Source organism: Aquitalea sp. S1-19, assembly GCF_024343515.1.
Map to the genome: position 1 here is coordinate 24,303 of NZ_RJTZ01000010.1, position 18,777 is coordinate 43,079.

The 18,777-nt window shown below is 56.8% G+C and carries 22 protein-coding genes, 1 other RNA gene and 1 pseudogene; 16 read left to right on the forward strand and 8 right to left on the reverse strand.

Going from position 1 to position 18,777, the window contains the following annotated elements; translation table 11 throughout:
• Positions 1-50 precede the first annotated feature (50 nt).
• Positions 51-149: signal recognition particle sRNA small type (ffs, locus tag EGI20_RS02790), an RNA gene on the forward strand.
• Positions 150-393: 244 nt separating this feature from the next.
• Positions 394-726: a helix-turn-helix domain-containing protein gene (locus EGI20_RS02795; protein ID WP_124734032.1), complete on the forward strand. Its 333-nt coding sequence runs from the start codon at positions 394-396 to the stop codon at positions 724-726.
• 122 nt (positions 727-848) lie between these two features.
• Here EGI20_RS02795 and EGI20_RS02800 read toward each other — a convergent pair whose 3' ends face one another.
• The gene (locus tag EGI20_RS02800) at positions 849-1,301 is read right to left on the reverse strand and encodes a universal stress protein (RefSeq protein WP_124734033.1); all 453 of its coding nucleotides are present in this window, start codon (positions 1,299-1,301) and stop codon (positions 849-851) included.
• Between the two features lie 121 nt (positions 1,302-1,422).
• Between EGI20_RS02800 and EGI20_RS02805 the strand changes: the two genes are divergently transcribed.
• From EGI20_RS02805 to prmB, 8 genes are all read left to right on the forward strand, one after another.
• Positions 1,423-1,866 carry a thioesterase family protein gene (locus EGI20_RS02805; RefSeq protein ID WP_498629447.1) on the forward strand — a complete coding sequence of 148 codons (444 nt, stop codon included), beginning with the start codon at positions 1,423-1,425 and terminating at the stop codon, positions 1,864-1,866.
• 29 nt (positions 1,867-1,895) lie between these two features.
• Positions 1,896-2,279: a TerB family tellurite resistance protein gene (locus tag EGI20_RS02810; RefSeq protein ID WP_124734035.1), complete on the forward strand. Its 384-nt coding sequence runs from the start codon at positions 1,896-1,898 to the stop codon at positions 2,277-2,279.
• A gap of 74 nt (positions 2,280-2,353) precedes the next feature.
• Positions 2,354-3,208, forward strand: coding sequence for an AAA family ATPase (locus EGI20_RS02815; protein WP_498629449.1), 855 nt, complete (start codon positions 2,354-2,356; stop codon positions 3,206-3,208).
• A gap of 1 nt (position 3,209) precedes the next feature.
• Positions 3,210-4,097, forward strand: a complete 888-nt coding sequence (locus EGI20_RS02820; protein ID WP_498629451.1) for a tyrosine-type recombinase/integrase — start codon at positions 3,210-3,212, stop codon at positions 4,095-4,097.
• 33 nt (positions 4,098-4,130) lie between these two features.
• Positions 4,131-4,700, forward strand: coding sequence for an aminodeoxychorismate/anthranilate synthase component II (locus EGI20_RS02825; protein WP_498629453.1), 570 nt, complete (start codon positions 4,131-4,133; stop codon positions 4,698-4,700).
• A 51-nt stretch (positions 4,701-4,751) separates the two neighbouring features.
• Positions 4,752-5,780: an anthranilate phosphoribosyltransferase gene (trpD, locus tag EGI20_RS02830; protein ID WP_498629455.1), complete on the forward strand. Its 1,029-nt coding sequence runs from the start codon at positions 4,752-4,754 to the stop codon at positions 5,778-5,780.
• A gap of 50 nt (positions 5,781-5,830) precedes the next feature.
• On the forward strand, positions 5,831-7,207 hold the full coding sequence (locus tag EGI20_RS02835) for a phosphomannomutase/phosphoglucomutase (protein ID WP_498629457.1): 1,377 nt from the start codon (positions 5,831-5,833) through the stop codon (positions 7,205-7,207).
• Between the two features lie 73 nt (positions 7,208-7,280).
• Complete coding sequence (prmB, locus tag EGI20_RS02840; protein ID WP_498629459.1) at positions 7,281-8,183, forward strand: 50S ribosomal protein L3 N(5)-glutamine methyltransferase; 903 nt, start codon at positions 7,281-7,283, stop codon at positions 8,181-8,183.
• Between the two features lie 304 nt (positions 8,184-8,487).
• Here prmB and EGI20_RS02845 read toward each other — a convergent pair.
• Positions 8,488-9,021 (reverse strand): annotated as a pseudogene (locus EGI20_RS02845) (transposase); the annotation flags it as partial.
• 295 nt (positions 9,022-9,316) lie between these two features.
• Here EGI20_RS02845 and EGI20_RS02850 point away from each other — a divergent pair.
• From EGI20_RS02850 to EGI20_RS02860, 3 genes are all read left to right on the forward strand, one after another.
• The gene (locus EGI20_RS02850) at positions 9,317-10,261 is read left to right on the forward strand and encodes a sensor domain-containing diguanylate cyclase (RefSeq protein ID WP_498629461.1); all 945 of its coding nucleotides are present in this window, start codon (positions 9,317-9,319) and stop codon (positions 10,259-10,261) included.
• Positions 10,262-10,635: 374 nt separating this feature from the next.
• Positions 10,636-11,358, forward strand: coding sequence for a GTP cyclohydrolase I (gene folE / locus EGI20_RS02855; protein ID WP_328698621.1), 723 nt, complete (start codon positions 10,636-10,638; stop codon positions 11,356-11,358).
• Between the two features lie 11 nt (positions 11,359-11,369).
• Positions 11,370-11,798 (forward strand): BLUF domain-containing protein, encoded by a 429-nt coding sequence (locus EGI20_RS02860; protein WP_124736179.1) that lies wholly within the window; start codon positions 11,370-11,372, stop codon positions 11,796-11,798.
• A 35-nt stretch (positions 11,799-11,833) separates the two neighbouring features.
• On the opposite strand, the gene EGI20_RS02865 is transcribed toward EGI20_RS02860, so the two are convergent.
• The 3 genes from EGI20_RS02865 to EGI20_RS02875 all read right to left on the reverse strand — a co-directional run bounded on the left by EGI20_RS02865 (position 11,834) and on the right by EGI20_RS02875 (position 14,375).
• Positions 11,834-12,796, reverse strand: coding sequence for a DMT family transporter (locus EGI20_RS02865; RefSeq protein ID WP_498629464.1), 963 nt, complete (start codon positions 12,794-12,796; stop codon positions 11,834-11,836).
• A 118-nt stretch (positions 12,797-12,914) separates the two neighbouring features.
• A complete protein-coding gene (locus tag EGI20_RS02870) occupies positions 12,915-13,400 on the reverse strand; it encodes a YajQ family cyclic di-GMP-binding protein (RefSeq protein WP_124736177.1) in 486 nt (161 codons plus the stop codon).
• Between the two features lie 90 nt (positions 13,401-13,490).
• On the reverse strand, positions 13,491-14,375 hold the full coding sequence (locus EGI20_RS02875; protein WP_498629466.1) for a LysR family transcriptional regulator: 885 nt from the start codon (positions 14,373-14,375) through the stop codon (positions 13,491-13,493).
• Positions 14,376-14,489: 114 nt separating this feature from the next.
• Between EGI20_RS02875 and EGI20_RS02880 the strand changes: the two genes are divergently transcribed.
• The 3 genes from EGI20_RS02880 to EGI20_RS02890 are packed head-to-tail and all read left to right on the forward strand — an operon-like array spanning position 14,490 to position 15,345.
• A complete protein-coding gene (locus EGI20_RS02880; protein ID WP_498629468.1) occupies positions 14,490-14,918 on the forward strand; it encodes a tellurite resistance TerB family protein in 429 nt (142 codons plus the stop codon).
• Positions 14,915-15,070 (forward strand): hypothetical protein, encoded by a 156-nt coding sequence (locus EGI20_RS02885; protein WP_498629470.1) that lies wholly within the window; start codon positions 14,915-14,917, stop codon positions 15,068-15,070. Before EGI20_RS02880 ends, EGI20_RS02885 begins: the two co-directional genes overlap by 4 nt.
• Before the next feature lie 23 nt (positions 15,071-15,093).
• Positions 15,094-15,345, forward strand: coding sequence for a hypothetical protein (locus tag EGI20_RS02890; protein WP_498629471.1), 252 nt, complete (start codon positions 15,094-15,096; stop codon positions 15,343-15,345).
• 16 nt (positions 15,346-15,361) lie between these two features.
• On the opposite strand, the gene EGI20_RS02895 is transcribed toward EGI20_RS02890, so the two are convergent.
• The 3 genes from EGI20_RS02895 to acnB form a co-directional block, all read right to left on the reverse strand.
• Positions 15,362-15,565 (reverse strand): DUF2788 domain-containing protein, encoded by a 204-nt coding sequence (locus EGI20_RS02895; protein WP_124736183.1) that lies wholly within the window; start codon positions 15,563-15,565, stop codon positions 15,362-15,364.
• An 88-nt stretch (positions 15,566-15,653) separates the two neighbouring features.
• Positions 15,654-16,109, reverse strand: a complete 456-nt coding sequence (locus EGI20_RS02900) for a DUF1499 domain-containing protein (RefSeq protein ID WP_498629473.1) — start codon at positions 16,107-16,109, stop codon at positions 15,654-15,656.
• A 62-nt stretch (positions 16,110-16,171) separates the two neighbouring features.
• Positions 16,172-18,763: a bifunctional aconitate hydratase 2/2-methylisocitrate dehydratase gene (gene acnB, locus EGI20_RS02905; protein ID WP_498629474.1), complete on the reverse strand. Its 2,592-nt coding sequence runs from the start codon at positions 18,761-18,763 to the stop codon at positions 16,172-16,174.
• Positions 18,764-18,777 lie beyond the last annotated feature (14 nt).

Consider the following 18,777-nt stretch of genomic DNA (forward strand, 5'->3'; position numbering starts at 1 on the left):
GGCTTGCCTTGGCGATGAATTCCCGCTATAGTCCGCCCCGTAGTTTCTATGGCGGGCCTCCCCGCATTGCACGGTAGTGAACCTGGTCAGGTCCGGAAGGAAGCAGCCACAGCTATTTAGTGCAAGTGCCGGGGGTCGGGCTCGCCACCCCTCCCTCTTGTTTTTCCAGATATGCCCCCAATTCTTTCGTCATGGCGACAGACGCATTTTCATTTGCGACACATTCAGCATATACCGCTGTACTTCTGTATTAGCTAGCGCTAAAATAAGACTTATACAATATAAAAACAAATCCACCTGCATTTGACTTGGTGGAATGTAGTTTTTTGCTATGGTACAGGGTGTGCAACGCCCATAACGATAATTACCTTTTCATAAGCTGAGGAAATCACCATGAAACTCTTCGAAAAAATCGCCAACCCACGCGAAATCCGCCGCAAGCTCGGCCTGAACCAGCAGGAATTCTGGAGCCGTATCGGCGTCACCCAGTCCGGCGGCTCCCGCTACGAAAGCGGCCGCAATATGCCTAAGCCTGTACGCGAGCTGCTGCGTCTGGTTCATATCGAACAGATTGATCTTGCCAAGGTCAAGCGCGAAGACTTCGAGATCGTCGAGTACTTGAAAGAGACCCATCCCGACCTGTACAAGAGCCTGCGCAAGGCTGTACGCGCTCGTATTGAAGCGCTGGAAGGCGAAGGCGGCGATGCTGCAGCTGCCCATAGCTGATATTTAAAGCAAAGAAGCCGAACCAAGCGTGTTGTTTCATGGTGAAACAGGTTCGGCTTTTCCTGCGCTACCGTCATGACGGCTCTGCCGGCCATAGCGGTAGCACACAACATCAAGTCCTGTTATTCCTGCTCGCTGTTTCGCACCAAGAGTACCGGCACATCCGCCAGCTTAAGCAGGCCCTCGGCAACACTCCCCATCAGAATATGCATCAACCCGCTGTAACCGTGGGTGCCCATCACAATCAAATCTGCCCCCCACTCGCCCGCATCATCCATAAGCACTGACGAAATCTTGTCGCCCCAGCTTTCCAGTATCTGCGTTTCCGCCACCACACCCAGCCCTGCGGCCAGGCTTTCCGACTGCGCCAACACCTGAGAACCAGCCTGCTTGATTGACTGCTGCAACTCGCTGGCATCCAGAAACTCGGTACCACCCCAGCCAAACTGTGCCAGATCAACCACATGTACCAGCCTGACAGCAGCCGACATTTCCTTCGCCAAGCGGCAAGCCTCATTCAAGGCCAGGTTGGACGTCTGGCTATCATCAACCGGGACATAGATACGTTTGTACATGCTGTTCTCCATACGGGGTTTGTCATGTTATGAGCCTAGTCTAACAAAGCGGCACGCCCGAGACTTGATTCAAATTAAATAGATCATTATTCTGCAGCCGATAAGCAAACGAAAGTTCGACATGGCCCGCCTGCAGTTACCCCTCCCCGACCCTATCCTTTTCAACACCCGGATCACGGTTCGTATCGGTGACATCAACTACGGCGCACATCTGGCCAACGACGCTGTTTTATCGCTGGCACATGAAGCAAGGCTGCAGTTCCTCAAATCGCTAGGCCATAGCGAAATGGACACGGAAGGGCTGGGCATTATCATGACGGATGCGGCCATTTGCTACAAAAGCCAGGCCTTCCACGGCGACACGCTATCCTTTTCCATCGGACTGACCGACTTCAATCGCTATGGCTGTGACATTCTTTACCAAGTAAACGATGACAATACTGGTAAGGAAGTGGCAAGATTGAAGACAGGTATTGTGTTTTTTGATTATCCGCAACAAAAAGTAGCCCGTATGCCTGAGGCTTTTGCCCGGCGATTCGGTATAGATACAGGAGACATGTCTTGAACCGTTACGCGCCCAACAGTCCGGAGTCCATGGCAAGACTGCTTGCCATGTTCATGATTACCGATGGCAATATGGATGAAAGAGAGCTCGACGCACTGGAAAACCTGCATGTGTATTCCCTGCTCGGGCTGTCACGCAAGCGTTTTGTCGCCACCCTTACCCAGCTCTGCGACGAAATTTCGGATGAAGCCCAGGATGATGGCCTCATCAGCATGTTCGACAAAGACCGGATCGATGGCTACCTGGATGCCATTACCGACCGGCAAAAACGCCTGCTGACCGCAGCGTTGGCGATTGACGTCTGCAAATCGGACGGTGTGATCAGCGATGCCGAGATGGCCCTGCTGCGCTATATGCTTGGAGCCTGGCGCATTACGCTGGACGATGTAGAGGCCGAGCTGATTCGCCGCTAGCCCACTTCCGCGTCCAGCCAAGAGCCGCCAAAGAGCGGCTCTTTCCTTATCAAAAAACAACAGGAAACCACGAGATGAAACCACGCTTTGCCGGCACCCATGATTATGTCGCCACCGATGACCTGATGATGGCGGTCAACGCAGCCATCACTCTGGAGCGCCCCTTGCTGATCAAGGGTGAGCCCGGCACCGGCAAAACCATGCTGGCAGAGCAGGTTGCCAAGAGTCTGGGGCGCGAACTGATCGTCTGGCCCATCAAATCCACCACCAAGGCACAACACGGTCTGTATGAATACGATGCGGTTTCCCGCCTGCGCGACTCGCAACTGGGAGACGCCAAGGTCAGCGACATCCGCAATTACATCGTTAAAGGCAAGCTGTGGCAGGCTTTTGATGCGGAAGTCGCACCAGTATTGCTGATTGATGAAATAGACAAGGCCGATATTGAGTTCCCGAACGATTTGCTGCGTGAACTGGACCAGATGGAATTTTTTGTGCATGAGACGCAGGAATTCGTGCGGGCGCGTCACCGCCCCATCATTCTGATCACCTCCAATAATGAAAAGGAACTGCCGGACGCTTTCCTGCGCCGTTGCTTCTTCCATTACATCCGCTTTCCCGAACGGGACACCATGCAGGCCATTATTGATGTGCATTATCCGCAGTTGCAGCAGCAACTGGTGCAAGAAGCGATGAATGTATTTTTTTCGGTACGCGACTTGCCCGGCCTGAAAAAAAAGCCATCTACCTCAGAACTGCTGGACTGGATACGCCTGCTGGCAGCCGAATCGGTCGCCCCCGCAACCTTGCGCGCCCAGCATGCCGCACAAACACTGCCGCCCATGGCCGGTGCCTTGCTTAAAAGCGAGCAGGACATACAGTTGTTCGAGCGCCTGATGCAGATGGCGCGCTTGCGCCGTGGTGCCTGACATGGACTGGCAAGTCGCGCGTGCCGCCTTTGTTTCGCACCTGCAACTGGAAGGACTCAGTAGCCACACTGTCGCGGATTACAAGCGCGATCTTGCCATTTTGCAACAAAGCTATCCGGCACAGCCGCCCGCCAGCCTGACGCGGGAACAACTCGCCCGCGAACTGGCACGCCTGGCCGCACGTGGCCTAAATGGCAAATCGCTATCACGCGCACTGTCGGCATGGCGACGATTTTTCAGCTTCATCAGCCAGAAAGAGGCCATCAGCGACGCCCTCTTTCTAGGGCTGAAAGCGCCAAAGTCTGCCAAGCGCCTACCGAAGGCCTTGCCAGTCGATAAAACCATGCACCTGCTGGACGAAAGCCCCGGGCAAGGTGATGCACGCCTGATCATGCGTGACCAGGCCATGTTCGAGCTGATGTATTCGGGCGGATTGCGACTGGCCGAATTGTGTGCACTGGATCTTAGCGACCTCAGCCTGAATGAAGGGCTGGTTCGTGTCATGGGAAAGGGCAATAAGGCACGTTTGTGTCAGGTCGGCAGCCAGGCGGCACAAGCCATCTGCGCCTGGCTTGAAGCACGCCAAAGCATGAATGCAGGAGAAGCTTTGTTTGTCAGCCTGCGCGGCACCCGGCTTGGCGCGCGCCAGGTGCAAAACCGCCTCGCCAGCTGGGCAGCACAAGCCGGTATGGACCGGCGCGTCCACCCGCATATGCTGCGCCACTCGTTTGCCAGCCATATCCTGCAATCATCGGGCGACCTGCGCGCCGTACAGGAAATGCTGGGCCACGCCAACCTCAGTAGCACCCAGATTTATACTGCGCTGGACTTCCAGCATCTGGCACAGGTCTACGACAAGGCGCACCCCAGAGCGCATAAAAAAGACTAAACACCGTCAACCTTTTATACAGAGGACACGACCATGCTGCTTATGATCGACAATTACGACTCATTCACCTACAACCTCGTCCAGTATTTTGGCGAGCTGGGGCAAGAGGTCAAAATTTTCCGCAACGACGAGATCACGCTGGAGCAAATCGAAGAACTGGCACCGCAGTTTCTGGTGATTTCTCCCGGCCCTTGCTCTCCCAACGAGGCCGGCATTTCGGTTGCCGCCATCCATCACTTTGCCGGCAAGCTGCCTATTCTGGGCGTTTGCCTGGGGCACCAGAGTATAGGGCAGGCGTTTGGCGGCAAAATCGTACACGCCAAGCAACTGATGCACGGCAAAGTGTCCGACGTATTTCACAACAATACCGGCATGTTCCGCGAGCTGCCCGACCCGGTGGTCTGTACCCGCTATCACTCGCTGGTGATCGAACGCGAAACGCTGCCCGACTGCCTGGAAATCACCGCCTGGACAGCCGATGGCGAGATCATGGGCGTGCGTCACAAAGCGCTGCCTATCGAAGGCGTGCAGTTCCACCCCGAGGCCATCCTGACGCAACATGGCCACCGCATGCTGGACAATTTCCTCAAGGAATTCGCCTGAGCCCCGGCACAACTGCGTGCAACACAACAATAACAAACCGGAGAAACCATCATGATTACCGCGCAAGCCGCCCTTAACCGCCTGATAGACCAGAACGAGCTGTTCTACGACGAAATGCTGGACCTGATGCGCCAGATCATGCGCGGCGAAATCTCGCCGGCGCTGACCGCCGCCATTCTGATCGGTCTTAGGGTCAAGGTGGAAAACGTATCCGAAATTGCCGCCGCCGCTACGGTAATGCGCGAGTTTGCCACGCCGGTTCCGGTCAAGGAACGAAATTTTCTGGTCGACACTTGCGGCACCGGTGGCGATAAATCGCATACCTTCAATATCTCGACCACTTCCGCTTTTGTTGCGGCAGCGGCCGGTGCGCGCGTTGCCAAACATGGCGGCCGCTCGGTCAGCTCAAGCTCGGGCAGTGCCGATGTGCTTGAAGCACTAGGCGTCAGCCTGCAGCTGGATGCCGCCGCCGTGGGGCGCTGCATCGATGAAGTCGGCCTCGGCTTTATGTTTGCGCCCAACCATCACTCGGCCATGCGCCATGTCGCACCCATCCGCAAAGAGCTGGGGGTGCGCACCATTTTCAATATTCTGGGCCCGCTCACCAACCCCGCCTGCGCCGACAATCAGGTAATGGGGGTCTTCCACCCCGATCTGGTCGGCATTCAGGCGCGCGTACTGCAGCAACTGGGCAGCCGCCATGTGATGGTGGTGCATGGCCGGGACGGGCTGGACGAGATCAGCCTGGCCGGCACGACCCTGGTCGCTGAGCTGAAAGACGGCCACATCACCGAATACGAACTGGACCCGCGCGACTACGGTCTTGATTACATCAATCCGGCGCAGATCCGTGCCGATAATGCTGCACAATCCAAAGCCTTGCTGCTATCGGTACTGGAAGGCAAAAGCGGCGCGGCGCGCGATATCGTTTTAATCAATGCCGGCGCCGCCATTTACTGCGCCGGCGTGTCTCCTACGCTGGCAGAAGGCATCGCCGACGCACGCAGGGCAATAGACAGCGGCCGGGCACATGAAAAGCTGACCGAACTGGTACAATTGAGCACCCGATTAGCCAACTAACCCTTCAATTGCTGCCTGTGGGCGGCTTTATGTACCTGAAAGAGCCCGGAATGACCAAACTTTCCAAGGAAATTTTCAAGGCCTACGATATTCGCGGTGTAGTCGGCAAGACGCTGACCCAGGAGACCGCCCAGCTGATTGGCCAGGCACTGGGTTCGGAAGCCCGCGCCCGTCACGTCAAGGCCATGGTGGTCGGTCGTGATGGACGTCTGTCCGGCCCGGATCTGGCCGCAGCCATTGCCAAAGGGATACGCTCGGCCGGTATCGATGTCATCGATGTCGGCATGGTGGCCACGCCCATGCTGTATTTCGCCGCTTACGAACTGGGCACGCTGTCCGGCGTGATGGTCACCGGCAGCCATAACCCACCGGAATACAATGGTTTCAAGATGATGCTCGCCGGTGACACCCTGTCCGGCGAAGACATTCAGGCCTTGTACCAGCGCATTGTGACCAAGGATCTGGCCAGTGGCGAAGGCAGCTATCGCGAACACGATATTGCCGATGCCTATCTTGAGCGCATCACCGGCGATATCAAGCTGTCGCGTCCGATGAATATCGTCATCGACTGCGGCAACGGCGTAGCCGGTGCTTTTGCGCCCACCTTATATCGCCGCCTGGGCTGCAAGGTGCGCGAGCTGTTTTGCGATGTGGATGGCACCTTCCCCAACCATCACCCCGACCCGGCCAAACCGGAAAACCTGGCCGATGTGGTCACGGCGCTGAACAAGACGGATGCCGAAATCGGTCTGGCCTTCGATGGCGATGGCGATCGCCTCGGCGTCGTCACCAAGGAAGGCAATATCATCTGGCCGGACCGCCAGCTGATGCTGTTTGCCGCCGACGTGCTGGAGCGCAACCAAGGCGCCAAGGTCATTTACGACGTCAAGTCCACCCGCCTGCTTGCGCCGTGGATACGCGACAATGGCGGCATTCCGGTAATGGCGCGTACCGGCCACAGCTTTATCAAAGCCAAGATCAAGGAAACCGGCGCGCTGATGGCCGGCGAAATGAGCGGCCATGTGTTCTTCAAAGAGCGCTGGTACGGTTTTGACGATGGTCTCTATGCCGGTGCCCGCCTGCTGGAAATCCTGTCGCGCGTCGATGACCCTAGCGCGCTTTTGAATGCTCTGCCTAACGCCATCTCTACCCCTGAGCTGAATATCAAGCTCGCGGCCGAGGGCGAAAATCATGCACTCATCGCCAGGCTGCAGGAAACGGCCGTCTTTGATGGCGCCGAAGAAATCATCACCATGGACGGCCTGCGCGTCGAATACCGCGATGGTTTCGGTCTGGCGCGCGCATCCAACACCACGCCGGTTATCGTATTGCGCTTCGAAGCCGACAGCGAAGAGGCGCTGGAGCGCATCAAGGCGGATTTCCGCCGCACGCTTTCTGCCGTCACCGAGGCTGCGCTTCCATTCTGATTTTTATCCGCTTGAATGACAGGGCGTGCGCGATGCACGCCCTTCCCTATTAAGCCCTAGCCGGAACACCATTATGTACACACAAGCCGCCAGCACCTTGCTGACTATCCGCGACCTGTTGCGCTTTGCCATCTCCCGCTTCAACGAAGCAGAATTGTCCTATGGACACGGCAGTAGCAATGCACATGACGAGGCCGCCTACCTGATTTTGTCCACCCTCAAGTTGCCTATCGACACACTGGACCCTTATCTGGACGCACGACTATTGCAGGGCGAAGTCGAAGCCGTGCTGGACATCATTGCGCGACGCGCCGTCGAGCGCGTACCGGCGGCCTATCTGACCCACGAAGCCTGGCAGGGTGAGTTCAATTTCTATGTGGACGAGCGCGTACTGGTACCGCGCTCCTTTATCTACGAGCTAATGGGCGAACCGCTTGAGCCGTGGATCGAACACCCGGAACTGGTGCATCGCGCGCTGGATCTGTGCACCGGTTCGGGCTGCCTAGCCATCCAGCTGGCACACCATTATCCGGACGCACAAGTCGATGCCGTCGATATCTCGCTGGACGCGCTAGAAGTGGCATCCATCAATATCGAAAACTACGGCTTGCAAGAACGCATCCAGCTCATCCACTCCGACATGACCGAAGGACTGGAAGAGCCTTACGACCTGATCATCTCCAACCCGCCTTACGTCGATCAGGAGTCGGTAGACGAACTGCCGGAAGAGTATCTGCACGAACCGGAACTGGCATTGGGCTCCGGCCGTGACGGGCTGGATGCAACCCGCGTCATTCTGGCCGAAGCCAGCCGCCTGCTTAACCCCAAGGGTGTACTGCTGGTCGAAATCGGCCACAACCGCGACGTACTGGAAGCCGCCTACCCACAGCTGCCATTTGTCTGGCTGGAAACCAGTGGCGGCGATGGCTTTGTCTTCCTGTTGACGCGCGAAGACCTGATCGAAGCCGGCCTGTAAAACAGCCGTATCCGCAATCTATGGTCAGCCTGAACTTTGCAAGGACAGAATCGTGATGAACAATGACAAGGAAGGCTTGCTCTAATCTCTCCGGATTTCTGATGGGCAGCTAAGCTCGATCCATGGTGTAAGCCGCTCCTGACGGTCCTCAAAAAAACCTCAGTCTAGAAGACTGTTTGTTGTGCCAGGTTGTCCGTCAGGCCGTGGGTCGGTTGTCGTCATCAGTGTCTGTCGCAAGCAAAAGCAGGCTTCCCTTCACCGCCGGGATTCTTCCGGCGGTTTGGTTTCAATTCAAGGCGCGGGGCTAGGGGCGATACTCGCCGCCTTTGGCGAGAATCGCCCACACCACCCGCACCAGCTTGTTCGCCAGCGCACAGGCACGATGTTGCTGTGGCGTCGCGGCACCAGCCCCAAAGAGGCGGCGAAGTCGCGTGCCGAGCCTTAACCCTTAGCGTTGCCCGCATCTGCCGCCAGTAGACTGGCGGTGATCGGGCCGATGCCTGGCATCGTCATCAGCCGGCTGGCGACATCGTCGGACTTGGCCTAGACCACGATCTCGACGTCCAGTTCGGCAATCTGCCGGTTCAGGTAGCTCCAATGATCGAAGTGACGCTCCAGCACTCGCCACACCAAGGCCGGCAAACCGCTTTCCTCCTGCCAGCCAAGCTGGAACCTGCTTGATGCCACGCACGCCAAGCGGCAAGGCCACGCCGAGTTCGAGCAAGAGCACGTAGATCTGGTTGCCCGCCTGCGTGCGCTCGCCGATGCACGCCTCGCGCAACCGGAGCAACGCCGACATTGCCTGCTGCTCGGACGGCTTGACGGTCAAAATTTTCAGGCAAGAATTTTAACCAAGATATAGTATATATACTAATGTCATTAAAAATAGTTGCAAGCTACGCCCTCAACCATGCAACGGCATGGGTAAAGGCCATCTACAGCAACCGCATCAGCCCGGCTGATAAGAGGCTCAGTTCGTCAAGCAAGGGTATTATTTGCAAAACGAGACTGAAAAATTGCTTGCACCGCCCAGCCAAGCACATCGATACACACTATCTGCCAAGCCTCGAGCAGACCCGCTTTTTTACGGGACGGGCACGCTAAGCTTTTGGCCTCAGGAGATTCGTATATCTATGTGGACTGATTCCAGTGTTGAGCACGAAGCAATACCTAAAGGGTATGTTTTATCTGGCATGACCTCGCAACTTGAGTTGCTGTACTACACCAGTCCCTTGATGATTGCGCTCTTCGACGCAACTGATCGTTTGCGCTATGCCAATCCCGCATTTCGCCAATCACTCTCTCTAGCCGATCACGACTTTCCGACTTGGGTACAGTTAATACGTGATAACTATCGGGCTGGCACAGGCACTGCGATAGTAACGGAAAATTTTGAAGCTTGGCTTGCTTCCGCACTGTCTCGTCGTGGCAAACTTCCATATCGCGCCTTTGAGGTCGAGATGTATGACGGCCGCTGGATCATGATGACCGAGAGTGTAGATGCCGAGGGCTGGATGCTGTGTTGTGGTGTCGACATTTCAGCATGGCAAACCCAGGGCCGGGTACTGCGAGCTGAGCGAGATATTGCCATCCGCGTTTCCCAGACCGACGAACTGACCGGAGTCAGTAACCGGCGGCATATTCTAGAAGTTATGACACACCAGTTACGCGCCCCTCACCCAGAAGGAAGTTGTATCGCCATTTTTGATCTGGACCACTTCAAACGAGTCAATGATGTCTATGGCCATCCTTTTGGAGATCGCGTACTGCGTCAGTTTGCCACCCTCCTGCAGAGTATGGTGCGCCGATCAGATGGCTTCGGACGCTTGGGCGGGGAAGAATTCATGCTGGTATTGAGAGGTGCCAGATCAAAGGCCGCAAACGAGTTGCTAGAACGTGTGCTTGGACAATTGCGTTCACAACGCTACTTTCCGGAATATCCTGACTGGTTTTACACCTGCTCTGTCGGTGCAACCATATTGCATCATGACGATACGATTGAGGCGGCTTACAAACGGGCTGACGATGCGCTTTATCGAGCCAAGCATGCGGGGCGCAACTGTCTGCACTGGGGCTGAACACAGTAAGTACGAAAACAGGCATAGCCAGCACCACCATATTGGCCCGCTGGCATGCATGAGCCTGGACATTGCAGATACTAAAGAGCAGTTCACCCGCTACAAAAGCATGCAGAATGCATACCGATAAGCTCCCCCCTCAGTGACGTCCACCGATAAATAAAAAATTTGCCGTGCGAATTCGTGCAAGCAGCCCTTCCAATACTGGCTACGCTGAATACCAAGCAATCCATACCCCATATTGTGTTCTTAAAGTAAGCCCCCACCCTGCTAATCGACGGCATGCGGCATTTGCCCTACACTCGCTGTCATCCGTTCGGCACGGTCTACTCCAGCCCTGCCGTAGTTAGCGACATCTGAACAGGACCTTGCGCGTGAGCACTGACATCAAGCCGGAAGCAAACGGCAACACTGAATACAAAACACCTGTCTCCAGCCGCATCCGCGAACGCATCCGTCGTAGCGGTCAGCGTTTTCACGCCAACGACAATATTTCTGCCTTTATCGAGCAGGGTGAAATGGCAGAGCTGCTGGATGAGGTTCAACTCAAGATGAAGGGCGTTCTGGAAAGCCTGGTAATCGATACCGAGAGCGACCACAACACGCAGGACACGGCACGGCGCGTGGCCAAGATGTACCTGAACGAGGTATTCAAAGGCCGCTATGTCGAGCAGCCGCCGGTGACCGAGTTCCCCAATGCCGAGCACCTGAACGAGCTGATGATAGTCGGCCCGATCACCGTGCGTAGCGCCTGCTCGCACCACTTCTGTCCGATTATCGGCCGTCTGTGGATAGGCATCATGCCCAACGAGCATTCCAACCTGATCGGCCTGTCCAAGTATGCGCGCCTGGCCGAGTGGACGATGAGCCGTCCGCAGATACAGGAAGAAGCTGTTATCCAACTGGCCAATTTACTGCAAGACAAGATGAGCCCGGACGGGCTGGCTATCGTGATGGAAGCGGACCATTTCTGCATGCACTGGCGCGGCGTAAAAGATATGGATTCCAAGATGATCAATAGCGTGATGCGTGGCTCTTTCCTGAAGAATCCCGACCTGCGCCGTGAATTCCTTGCCCTGCTTCCCAATAAAAACTGAGGACCCACTCCATGCTCGTTCGCCTGCTTTACGCTAGTCGTGCCGTTCAGCCCCATACTCAGGATCTGCTAGACTCCATTCTGGCCCAGTCGCATGCACACAACCCGGCCAATGGCCTGACCGGCATTTTGTGTTTTAGCGGGGATATTTTCATGCAGGTTCTGGAGGGCGGCCGTGCCGAGGTTTCTGCACTTTACAGCCGTATTTCTGCCGACACGCGCCATCATGGCGTCGAACTGCTGCATTTCGAAGAGATCAGTGAGCGACGCTTTGCCAACTGGACCATGGGTCAGGTCAACCTGGCCAAGGTCAATCCAGGCACTTTGCTTAAGTACTCGGAAAAGCCCGAACTGAACCCTTTTGTGGTCAGCGGCAAGGCCTCGATGGCTCTGCTTGAAGAGCTGATTGCCACCGCAGCCATTGTTGGCCGCGTAGGCTGATACCAGCCGGCGGCGTCCTGCCGCCGGTTTTTAACTTAACGCGACATCGGCAATATATCGCCGCGCACCAGTTCGCGCAGCCAGCGCGGAAAACTGGGCTTAACACCTGCCGACAAGACGATCCCGCCCATAATTCCGGCAAAGCCCAGCAGGTGAAAACCTTGCAACATCTCACCCAAAAAAACAAACGACAGCAAGCTTGAGGCTGCCGGCAACAGATTCATAAAGTTGCCGGTACGCTCGCCGCCCAGCACCTTAACCGCACGGTTGTAGAACACATAGGCCAGAACCGAAGGGAAGACGCCCAGATACAGCACGGCCACCATGGTTTCGCTACTCCACAAGGCCGGTGCCAACGTCGCCGGCTCGAACACAAGCGCCAAGGGCAGCAAAAGCAAAGACCCCAGCGCCATCTGAATAGCCAGCAAGGCACCGGCATTCAGTTCGCGTGGCAGGGTCATCACAATCAGTGTGTAAATCGCCCAGCACAGGCTAGCCGCAATCAGCCAGGCCTCTCCTGCCCCCATCTGCAGCGCCACAATAGCAGCCAGATTTCCTTCGGAGGCAATGGTCAACGCCCCCATTACCGCACACACCACCCCGGCCCATGCCAGTAAAGGCAGACGCCGCCTCAGTACCAGTGCGCCAAGCAGCATAATCCACACCGGAGTAAAGGTCTGCAAGGCGGCCGCGCTCGTAGCACTGGCACTGGCGACCCCAAGATAGATAAAGGCGTTGTTACCCATAATGCCGAACAGTGCCAGCCAGAACAGCCGCCCGCGCACCGCCCACAGCAGCGCACGCTCCCGCCACAAGGGCTTGAGGACAAAGGGAAACAATACCAGTGTCGCGCAGGACCAGCGCCAGAATGCCAGCCAGAAAGGGGTTAATTCGGCGCGAAAGGCGCGCGCAATCACCACATTACTGGCCCAGAACACAATGGCACAAATGACAAGCAGCACCGCATGCGCGGTGCTGCTGGAAGAACGGGAATCCATGGTTGAAACCAAACAAACAAAAGGCGATAGCGGATAGTAAAATCCGCTATCGCAAACGACCTTGATCTCGCGCAATATTGTATACAATCTACAATAAAATCTGATGGGTCAGTCTGATTTAGTCACGGAAATTATTGAACTGCAAGGGGAAATCAGTCACTTCCTTTTTCATCATGGCAATGACCTCTTGCAGAACATCGCGCTTGGCACCGCTGACGCGCACGGACTCGCCCTGAATACTGGCCTGCACTTTGACCTTGGAGTCCTTGATCATGCGGGTGATTTTCTTGGCCAGTTCAGTTTCTATGCCTTCCTTGACCGTGATCACCTGCTTGGCCTTGTTGCCACCCACGCTTTCCAGCTTGCCGTAATCGAGGCAGCGTACATCCAGACCGCGTTTGGCCAGTTTATTAACCAGAATATCCTTGACCTGCTCGATCTGGAACTCGGAGTCGCCATACAAGGTTACGACCTTTTCCGTCAGTTCAAGACGCGCACTGGAGCCCTTGAAGTCATAACGGGTGGCGACTTCCTTGCTGGCCTGATCAACCGCATTGCGCACTTCAACCAGATTCACTTCCGAGACAATATCAAACGATGGCATGATGGCTTCCTTCATAATGAGGCTGCACATTCTAGCGCCCGCCCCTGTACTTGTCAGCGCCACGCATACACCGTGGCTGAGTAAAAACGGTTAACTTTCTTTTTGCAAAATCCGCTGCAGCAAAGGATGCTGCACCTTTTTTTCATTGCCGATGGCAAAAAAACACTCCTCCACCCCGTGGCAGGTCGCGATACGTTCAACACCGACACTGCGTGTCAACTCCTCATGCACCCGCTCCGGCGCAGGAAATACTCCCATTCCGCCGGCGGCAAAGGTATTGAGCAAGGCACTATCCTCAAACTCGCCCACCACGCAAGGCTTGACACCCTCACGCTCGAACCATAGCTCTAGCCGGGCACGCACGGCGCTGTGAGCACTGGGCAGCAGCACCGGCACCCGCGCCAGTGAGTGCGGAAAATCCGCACTGGCCTCGGCGGCCAAGGCCGGCGTGCCATACCAGGCCAGCGCAGACACCGCCAAAGCATGGCTATACACCTTGATATTGGGGTTGGCAGGAGCAGGCCTGTCCGCCAGCACCAAATCCAGCCGATGCAAAGCCAGATCAGCCAACAAGTCGTCAAACTCGCCTTCGTGACAATGCAGACGCATACCCGGCACACCCATCACCGGCTGCAATAGCCGGTGTACCATCAGCTTGGACAAGCCATCCGATGTACCGATGGATAAGCGCAACACAGGCACACTCACTGCATCACGAACAAGCGCCGGCAATTGCTCACCCAACTGGAAAATCAGATCCGCCTGCTGCAATGCGGCAACCCCAGCCTCGGTCAATACCAGTTTGCGTCCGGCAGGCTTCAGCAACTCAACACCCAGACTGCGCTCCAGCTCGCGCACCTGCGTACTCACGGTCTGTACCGCCATCCCCAGGCGCTCTGCCGCACGGGACATCCCACCCTCCTTGCCCACCACCCAGAAATAGTAAAGATGGCGGTAACTGAAATCCAGGCTCATTTTCTGTTTTCCAGAACTATTGTTTCGTTATTGTCTGCTTTTTTATACAAATACAACACCCTATATTCTGCTTGCCCACACAAATTGATGCGGGTTAACAGCGAGGAGTACACCATGCGCACCTACCCAAACAACAGCCCGCAATCTGCTGCCCGCATCGTCATTCTGGCCATGCTGGCCGATGGTCACCTATCCCAGGCCGAACTGGATGTACTGGAAAAGATGGATGCCTACCCGCGGCTGGGCCTGAGCCGCACCGAACTGCATACGCTGCTGCACACCTTCTGCGAGGATATGCTGCCATCCCTTAGCTGGGCGGATGCCCGTTCATTCAGCCCGCAGGCACTTAACAGCTATCTGGCCGAGGTCGACGACGCAGACTTGCGCCTGACCGTACTGCAGCTATGCGCCCAAGTCATCGAAGCGGACCGGCACATTGCCGATGCGGACTGCGAACTGCTGACTTCCGTGCTCGCACGCTGGGGAGTGCCTTGCCGATCAGGATACACAGGCAGGCAGGCAACAGGGAGGCAGGTTGCATGACTGAATTCGCCATCATGGCCGCGCTGCTGTCACCCCCGCTGCTGATCGCAGCCTGGCGTGAATTTCGTGATGACAACCGGCGCGATGCAGTGCTGCTGGGCAGCCTGGGCACCATCAGTAGTGCAAGCGCCCTGCTGGCGTCACTCGGCTGAACATTGAAACCGGAAGTAAAGAAATGAAAATACTGACTGCCGCCAGCTTTTTGCTGCGCTATGCACCCTACCTGGCTAAAGTGCTGCCACGCGTGACCGCGATACAGCGCGGTACATGGATCAAGCTGGGGCTGGCCTTGCTGGCCACCCTGTTCGTCACCGGGTTGGGGCTGGCTCTGCTGCTGGCCTGGCTGGTGCAACTGGTTTTCGACCTGATCGGCGACAGCGGCCTGCTGCAGACGCTGTCGCAACTGCTATCAACGCTGACCGGCTAAGCCCCTAGGCTAGCACCTATTTGAGCAGGATAAATTCGACCAGCGCATTCTTGAATACAAAACCGGCGACGCCGGTACCCAGTGCCAGAAACAGGACAAAGGTGCCGAACTTGCCGGCCTTGGATTTCTTGCCCAGATCCCAGATGATAAACCCCATGAACAGGATCAGGCCGCCCAAAAAGACGATCATGGAAAGATTGGTAAACTGCTCTTCGCTCAAATGTGACAGATCCATGGCTTGCATTATTCCGACAAAATTTGATCAGGATCATAACCGATTCCCGCCGGCCACGATCAGGAAAAACCACTTACTCCTGCAACAGACCGGCCCTATCCAGAGCTGAACGCAGCGCATCCATACGCGAGCGATTGACACCCAGATCGCTATACCCCAGGCGCGACGCCGATCTCAACTCCAGGCGGTTCGCGCCGGGCGCCCGGTACAACTCCACATCATCGACAAAGCCCAGCAACGCACTACGGCTCTCGGCATGCAGATAGCCTTCCTGCTGCCGGATCACCCGGGTACGCGGCAAGGCCGCCGCGATCGCCACCACCTCCTGCCAACGCACACCGGCTGCACGTAAATCCAGCGCCGTGATATGGTGCTGGCCGTCACTTTGCAGCGCCTGACTGGACACGCAGTTGGGCGAAGCCGGACAAGCGGCCAGCTTGCCATCCTTTACGCCAAGATGGCCGGGCATCGTACCGGCACAGCCAGCAAGGCCCAGCGCTAGGCACACAACAGTCAATTTGCCAAACATAGGATTCTCCAGTAAAAAAACGGCCCCTCGCAAGGGGCCGTTTCGCTTAGACCATCACAGAATCAGGCAGACACGCCGTCGGCGACATCCTGATAATCCTTGATCTGGTTGAAGTTCAGGTACTTGTACACCTCGGCACTGCTGGCGTTCAAGATACCGACATTGGACAGATACTCTTCCACCGTCGGGATCTTGCCCAGCTTGGAGCATACCGCAGCCAGTTCGGCCGAACCCAGGAACACATTGGTATTTTTACCCAGACGGTTCGGGAAGTTACGGGTCGAAGTCGACATCACGGTTGCGCCCTCGCGCACCTGCGCCTGGTTACCCATGCACAAGGAGCAGCCCGGCATTTCCATGCGCGCGCCGGCACGACCCAGCACGCCGTAGTGGCCTTCTTCGGTCAGCTGCTTGGCGTCCATCTTGGTCGGCGGAGCCACCCACAATTTCACCGGAATGTCCTGCTTGCCTTCCAACAGCTTGGAGGCGGCGCGGAAGTGACCGATATTGGTCATGCACGAACCGATGAACACTTCATCGATTTGGGTGCCAGCCACTTCGGACATGAACTTCACGTCATCCGGGTCGTTCGGGCAGGCCACGATAGGCTCTTTGATGTCAGCCAGATCGATTTCGATCACGGCGGCGTACTCGGCATCTTCGTCGCGCTTCAGGAGTTCGCCATTGGCAATCCACTCTTCCATCGCCTGGATGCGGCGCTCCAGCGTGCGCGCATCCTGATAGCCTTCGGCGATCATCCACTTCATCAGCGTGATGTTGGACTGCATGTACTCGGCGATAGGTGCCTTGTCCAGTGCAATGGCACAAGCAGCAGCCGAACGCTCGGCCGCGGCGTCGGACAATTCGAACGCCTGCTCGACCTTCAGATTCGGCAAGCCTTCAATCTCCAGGATACGGCCGGAGAACACGTTTTTCTTGCCTGCCTTGGCCACGGTCAACAAGCCGGCCTTGATCGCATACAGCGGAATCGCACCCACGAGGTCACGCAGAGTGACGCCAGGCTGCAGTTCGCCCTTGAAGCGCACCAGTACCGATTCCGGCATATCCAGCGGCATCACGCCGGTGGCTGCGGCAAAGGCGACCAGACCGGAGCCGGCCGGGAAGGAAATACCGATCGGGAAGCGTGTGTGGCTATCGCCACCGGTGCCGACGGTGTCCGGCAGCAGCAGGCGGTTAAGCCAGGAGTGGATCACGCCATCGCCTGGACGCAGGGATACACCGCCACGGGTACTGATAAAGGCCGGCAGTTCCTTGTGCATGCGCACATCCACAGGCTTTGGATAAGCGGCGGTATGGCAGAAAGACTGCATCACCAGATCGGCGGAGAAGCCCAGGCAAGCCAGGTCTTTCAGCTCATCACGGGTCATCGGGCCGGTGGTATCCTGCGAACCGACGGTGGTCATTTTAGGTTCGCAGTAGGTGCCCGGACGCACACCCTGCCCTTCGGCCAGACCGCAGGCGCGGCCAACCATCTTCTGCGCCAGGCTAAAGCCCTTGCTCGAGCCGGCCGGATCTTTTGGCAGGCGGAATTCGGTCGACGCCGGCAGACCCAGCGCTTCGCGTGCCTTGGAGGTCAGGCCACGACCGATAATCAGGTTAATACGGCCACCGGCGCGCACTTCGTCCAGCAGCACCTGGCTCTTGAGTGCGAATTCGGCGAGTACGACGCCGTCTTTCTCGATCTTGCCGTCGTACGGGTAGATATCGATCACGTCACCCATTTCCAGCTTGGAAACGTCGACTTCAATCGGCAACGAGCCGGAGTCTTCCTGGGTATTAAAGAAGATAGGCGCAATTTTCCCGCCCAGGGTCACGCCGCCGAAACGCTTGTTCGGTACAAACGGAATATCCTGACCGGTCGCCCACACCACCGAGTTGGTGGCGGATTTGCGCGAAGAGCCGGTGCCGACCACGTCGCCAACATAAGCAACCAGATGGCCTTTTTTCTTCAGGTCTTCGATAAACTGCATCGGGCCGCGCTTGCCGTCTTCTTCCGGCTTGAACGCCGCATCCGGACGGGTGTTCTTCAGCATCGCCAGATAGTGCATCGGGATGTCAGGACGGGTGGTCGCATCCGGCGCCGGCGACAGATCGTCGGTATTGGTTTCGCCCGGCACCTTGAATACGGTCACGGTGATTTTTTGTGCGACTTCAGGGCGCGAAGTGAACCACTCGGCGTCGGCCCAGCTTTGCAGCACGGCCTTGGCGTAGGCATTGCCAGCGTCGGCCTTGACCTTGACGTCGTGGAAGTAATCGAACACCAGCAGAGTTTTCTTCAGGCCGGCCGCGGCAACTTCGGCCACGGCCTCATCGTCCAGAAGATCAATCAAAGGCTTGACGTTGTAGCCGCCGAGCATGGTGCCCAGCAGTTCGGTTGCCATCGCGCGCGACAGCAAAGGCGACACGACCGACCCTTCGGCTACGGCCGCGAGGAAGGAGGCCTTGACCTTGGCCGCATCATCCACACCGGGCGGTACACGGTGGGTAATCAGTTCAACCAGAAAATCTTCTTCGCCTGCAGGCGGGGCTTTCAGCAGCTCGACCAGTTCTTCAACCTGGGAGGCGGAAAGTGCGAGGGGCGGAATACCCAGCGCGGCGCGCTCGGCAACGTGCTGACGGTAGGCTACGAGCATGGCTTCTGACCTTT

Excerpts from the sequence above, each read along its gene's own strand:
- EGI20_RS02860 (WP_124736179.1), top strand. The coding sequence starts at position 11,370 with ATGCTCGTTCGCCTGCTTTACGCTAGTCGTGCCGTTCAGCCCCATACT.
- EGI20_RS02870 (WP_124736177.1), bottom strand. The coding sequence starts at position 13,400 with ATGCCATCGTTTGATATTGTCTCGGAAGTGAATCTGGTTGAAGTGCGC.
- trpD (WP_498629455.1), top strand. The coding sequence starts at position 4,752 with ATGATTACCGCGCAAGCCGCCCTTAACCGCCTGATAGACCAGAACGAG.
- EGI20_RS02900 (WP_498629473.1), bottom strand. The coding sequence starts at position 16,109 with ATGTTTGGCAAATTGACTGTTGTGTGCCTAGCGCTGGGCCTTGCTGGC.
- EGI20_RS02865 (WP_498629464.1), bottom strand. The coding sequence starts at position 12,796 with ATGGATTCCCGTTCTTCCAGCAGCACCGCGCATGCGGTGCTGCTTGTC.
- prmB (WP_498629459.1), top strand. The coding sequence starts at position 7,281 with ATGTACACACAAGCCGCCAGCACCTTGCTGACTATCCGCGACCTGTTG.
- EGI20_RS02810 (WP_124734035.1), top strand. The coding sequence starts at position 1,896 with ATGGCAAGACTGCTTGCCATGTTCATGATTACCGATGGCAATATGGAT.
- EGI20_RS02885 (WP_498629470.1), top strand. The coding sequence starts at position 14,915 with ATGACTGAATTCGCCATCATGGCCGCGCTGCTGTCACCCCCGCTGCTG.
- EGI20_RS02800 (WP_124734033.1), bottom strand. The coding sequence starts at position 1,301 with ATGTACAAACGTATCTATGTCCCGGTTGATGATAGCCAGACGTCCAAC.
- EGI20_RS02795 (WP_124734032.1), top strand. The coding sequence starts at position 394 with ATGAAACTCTTCGAAAAAATCGCCAACCCACGCGAAATCCGCCGCAAG.
- EGI20_RS02880 (WP_498629468.1), top strand. The coding sequence starts at position 14,490 with ATGCGCACCTACCCAAACAACAGCCCGCAATCTGCTGCCCGCATCGTC.
- acnB (WP_498629474.1), bottom strand. The coding sequence starts at position 18,763 with ATGCTCGTAGCCTACCGTCAGCACGTTGCCGAGCGCGCCGCGCTGGGT.
- EGI20_RS02850 (WP_498629461.1), top strand. The coding sequence starts at position 9,317 with ATGTGGACTGATTCCAGTGTTGAGCACGAAGCAATACCTAAAGGGTAT.
- EGI20_RS02815 (WP_498629449.1), top strand. The coding sequence starts at position 2,354 with ATGAAACCACGCTTTGCCGGCACCCATGATTATGTCGCCACCGATGAC.
- EGI20_RS02835 (WP_498629457.1), top strand. The coding sequence starts at position 5,831 with ATGACCAAACTTTCCAAGGAAATTTTCAAGGCCTACGATATTCGCGGT.
- EGI20_RS02820 (WP_498629451.1), top strand. The coding sequence starts at position 3,210 with ATGGACTGGCAAGTCGCGCGTGCCGCCTTTGTTTCGCACCTGCAACTG.
- EGI20_RS02875 (WP_498629466.1), bottom strand. The coding sequence starts at position 14,375 with ATGAGCCTGGATTTCAGTTACCGCCATCTTTACTATTTCTGGGTGGTG.
- EGI20_RS02805 (WP_498629447.1), top strand. The coding sequence starts at position 1,423 with ATGGCCCGCCTGCAGTTACCCCTCCCCGACCCTATCCTTTTCAACACC.
- EGI20_RS02890 (WP_498629471.1), top strand. The coding sequence starts at position 15,094 with ATGAAAATACTGACTGCCGCCAGCTTTTTGCTGCGCTATGCACCCTAC.
- EGI20_RS02825 (WP_498629453.1), top strand. The coding sequence starts at position 4,131 with ATGCTGCTTATGATCGACAATTACGACTCATTCACCTACAACCTCGTC.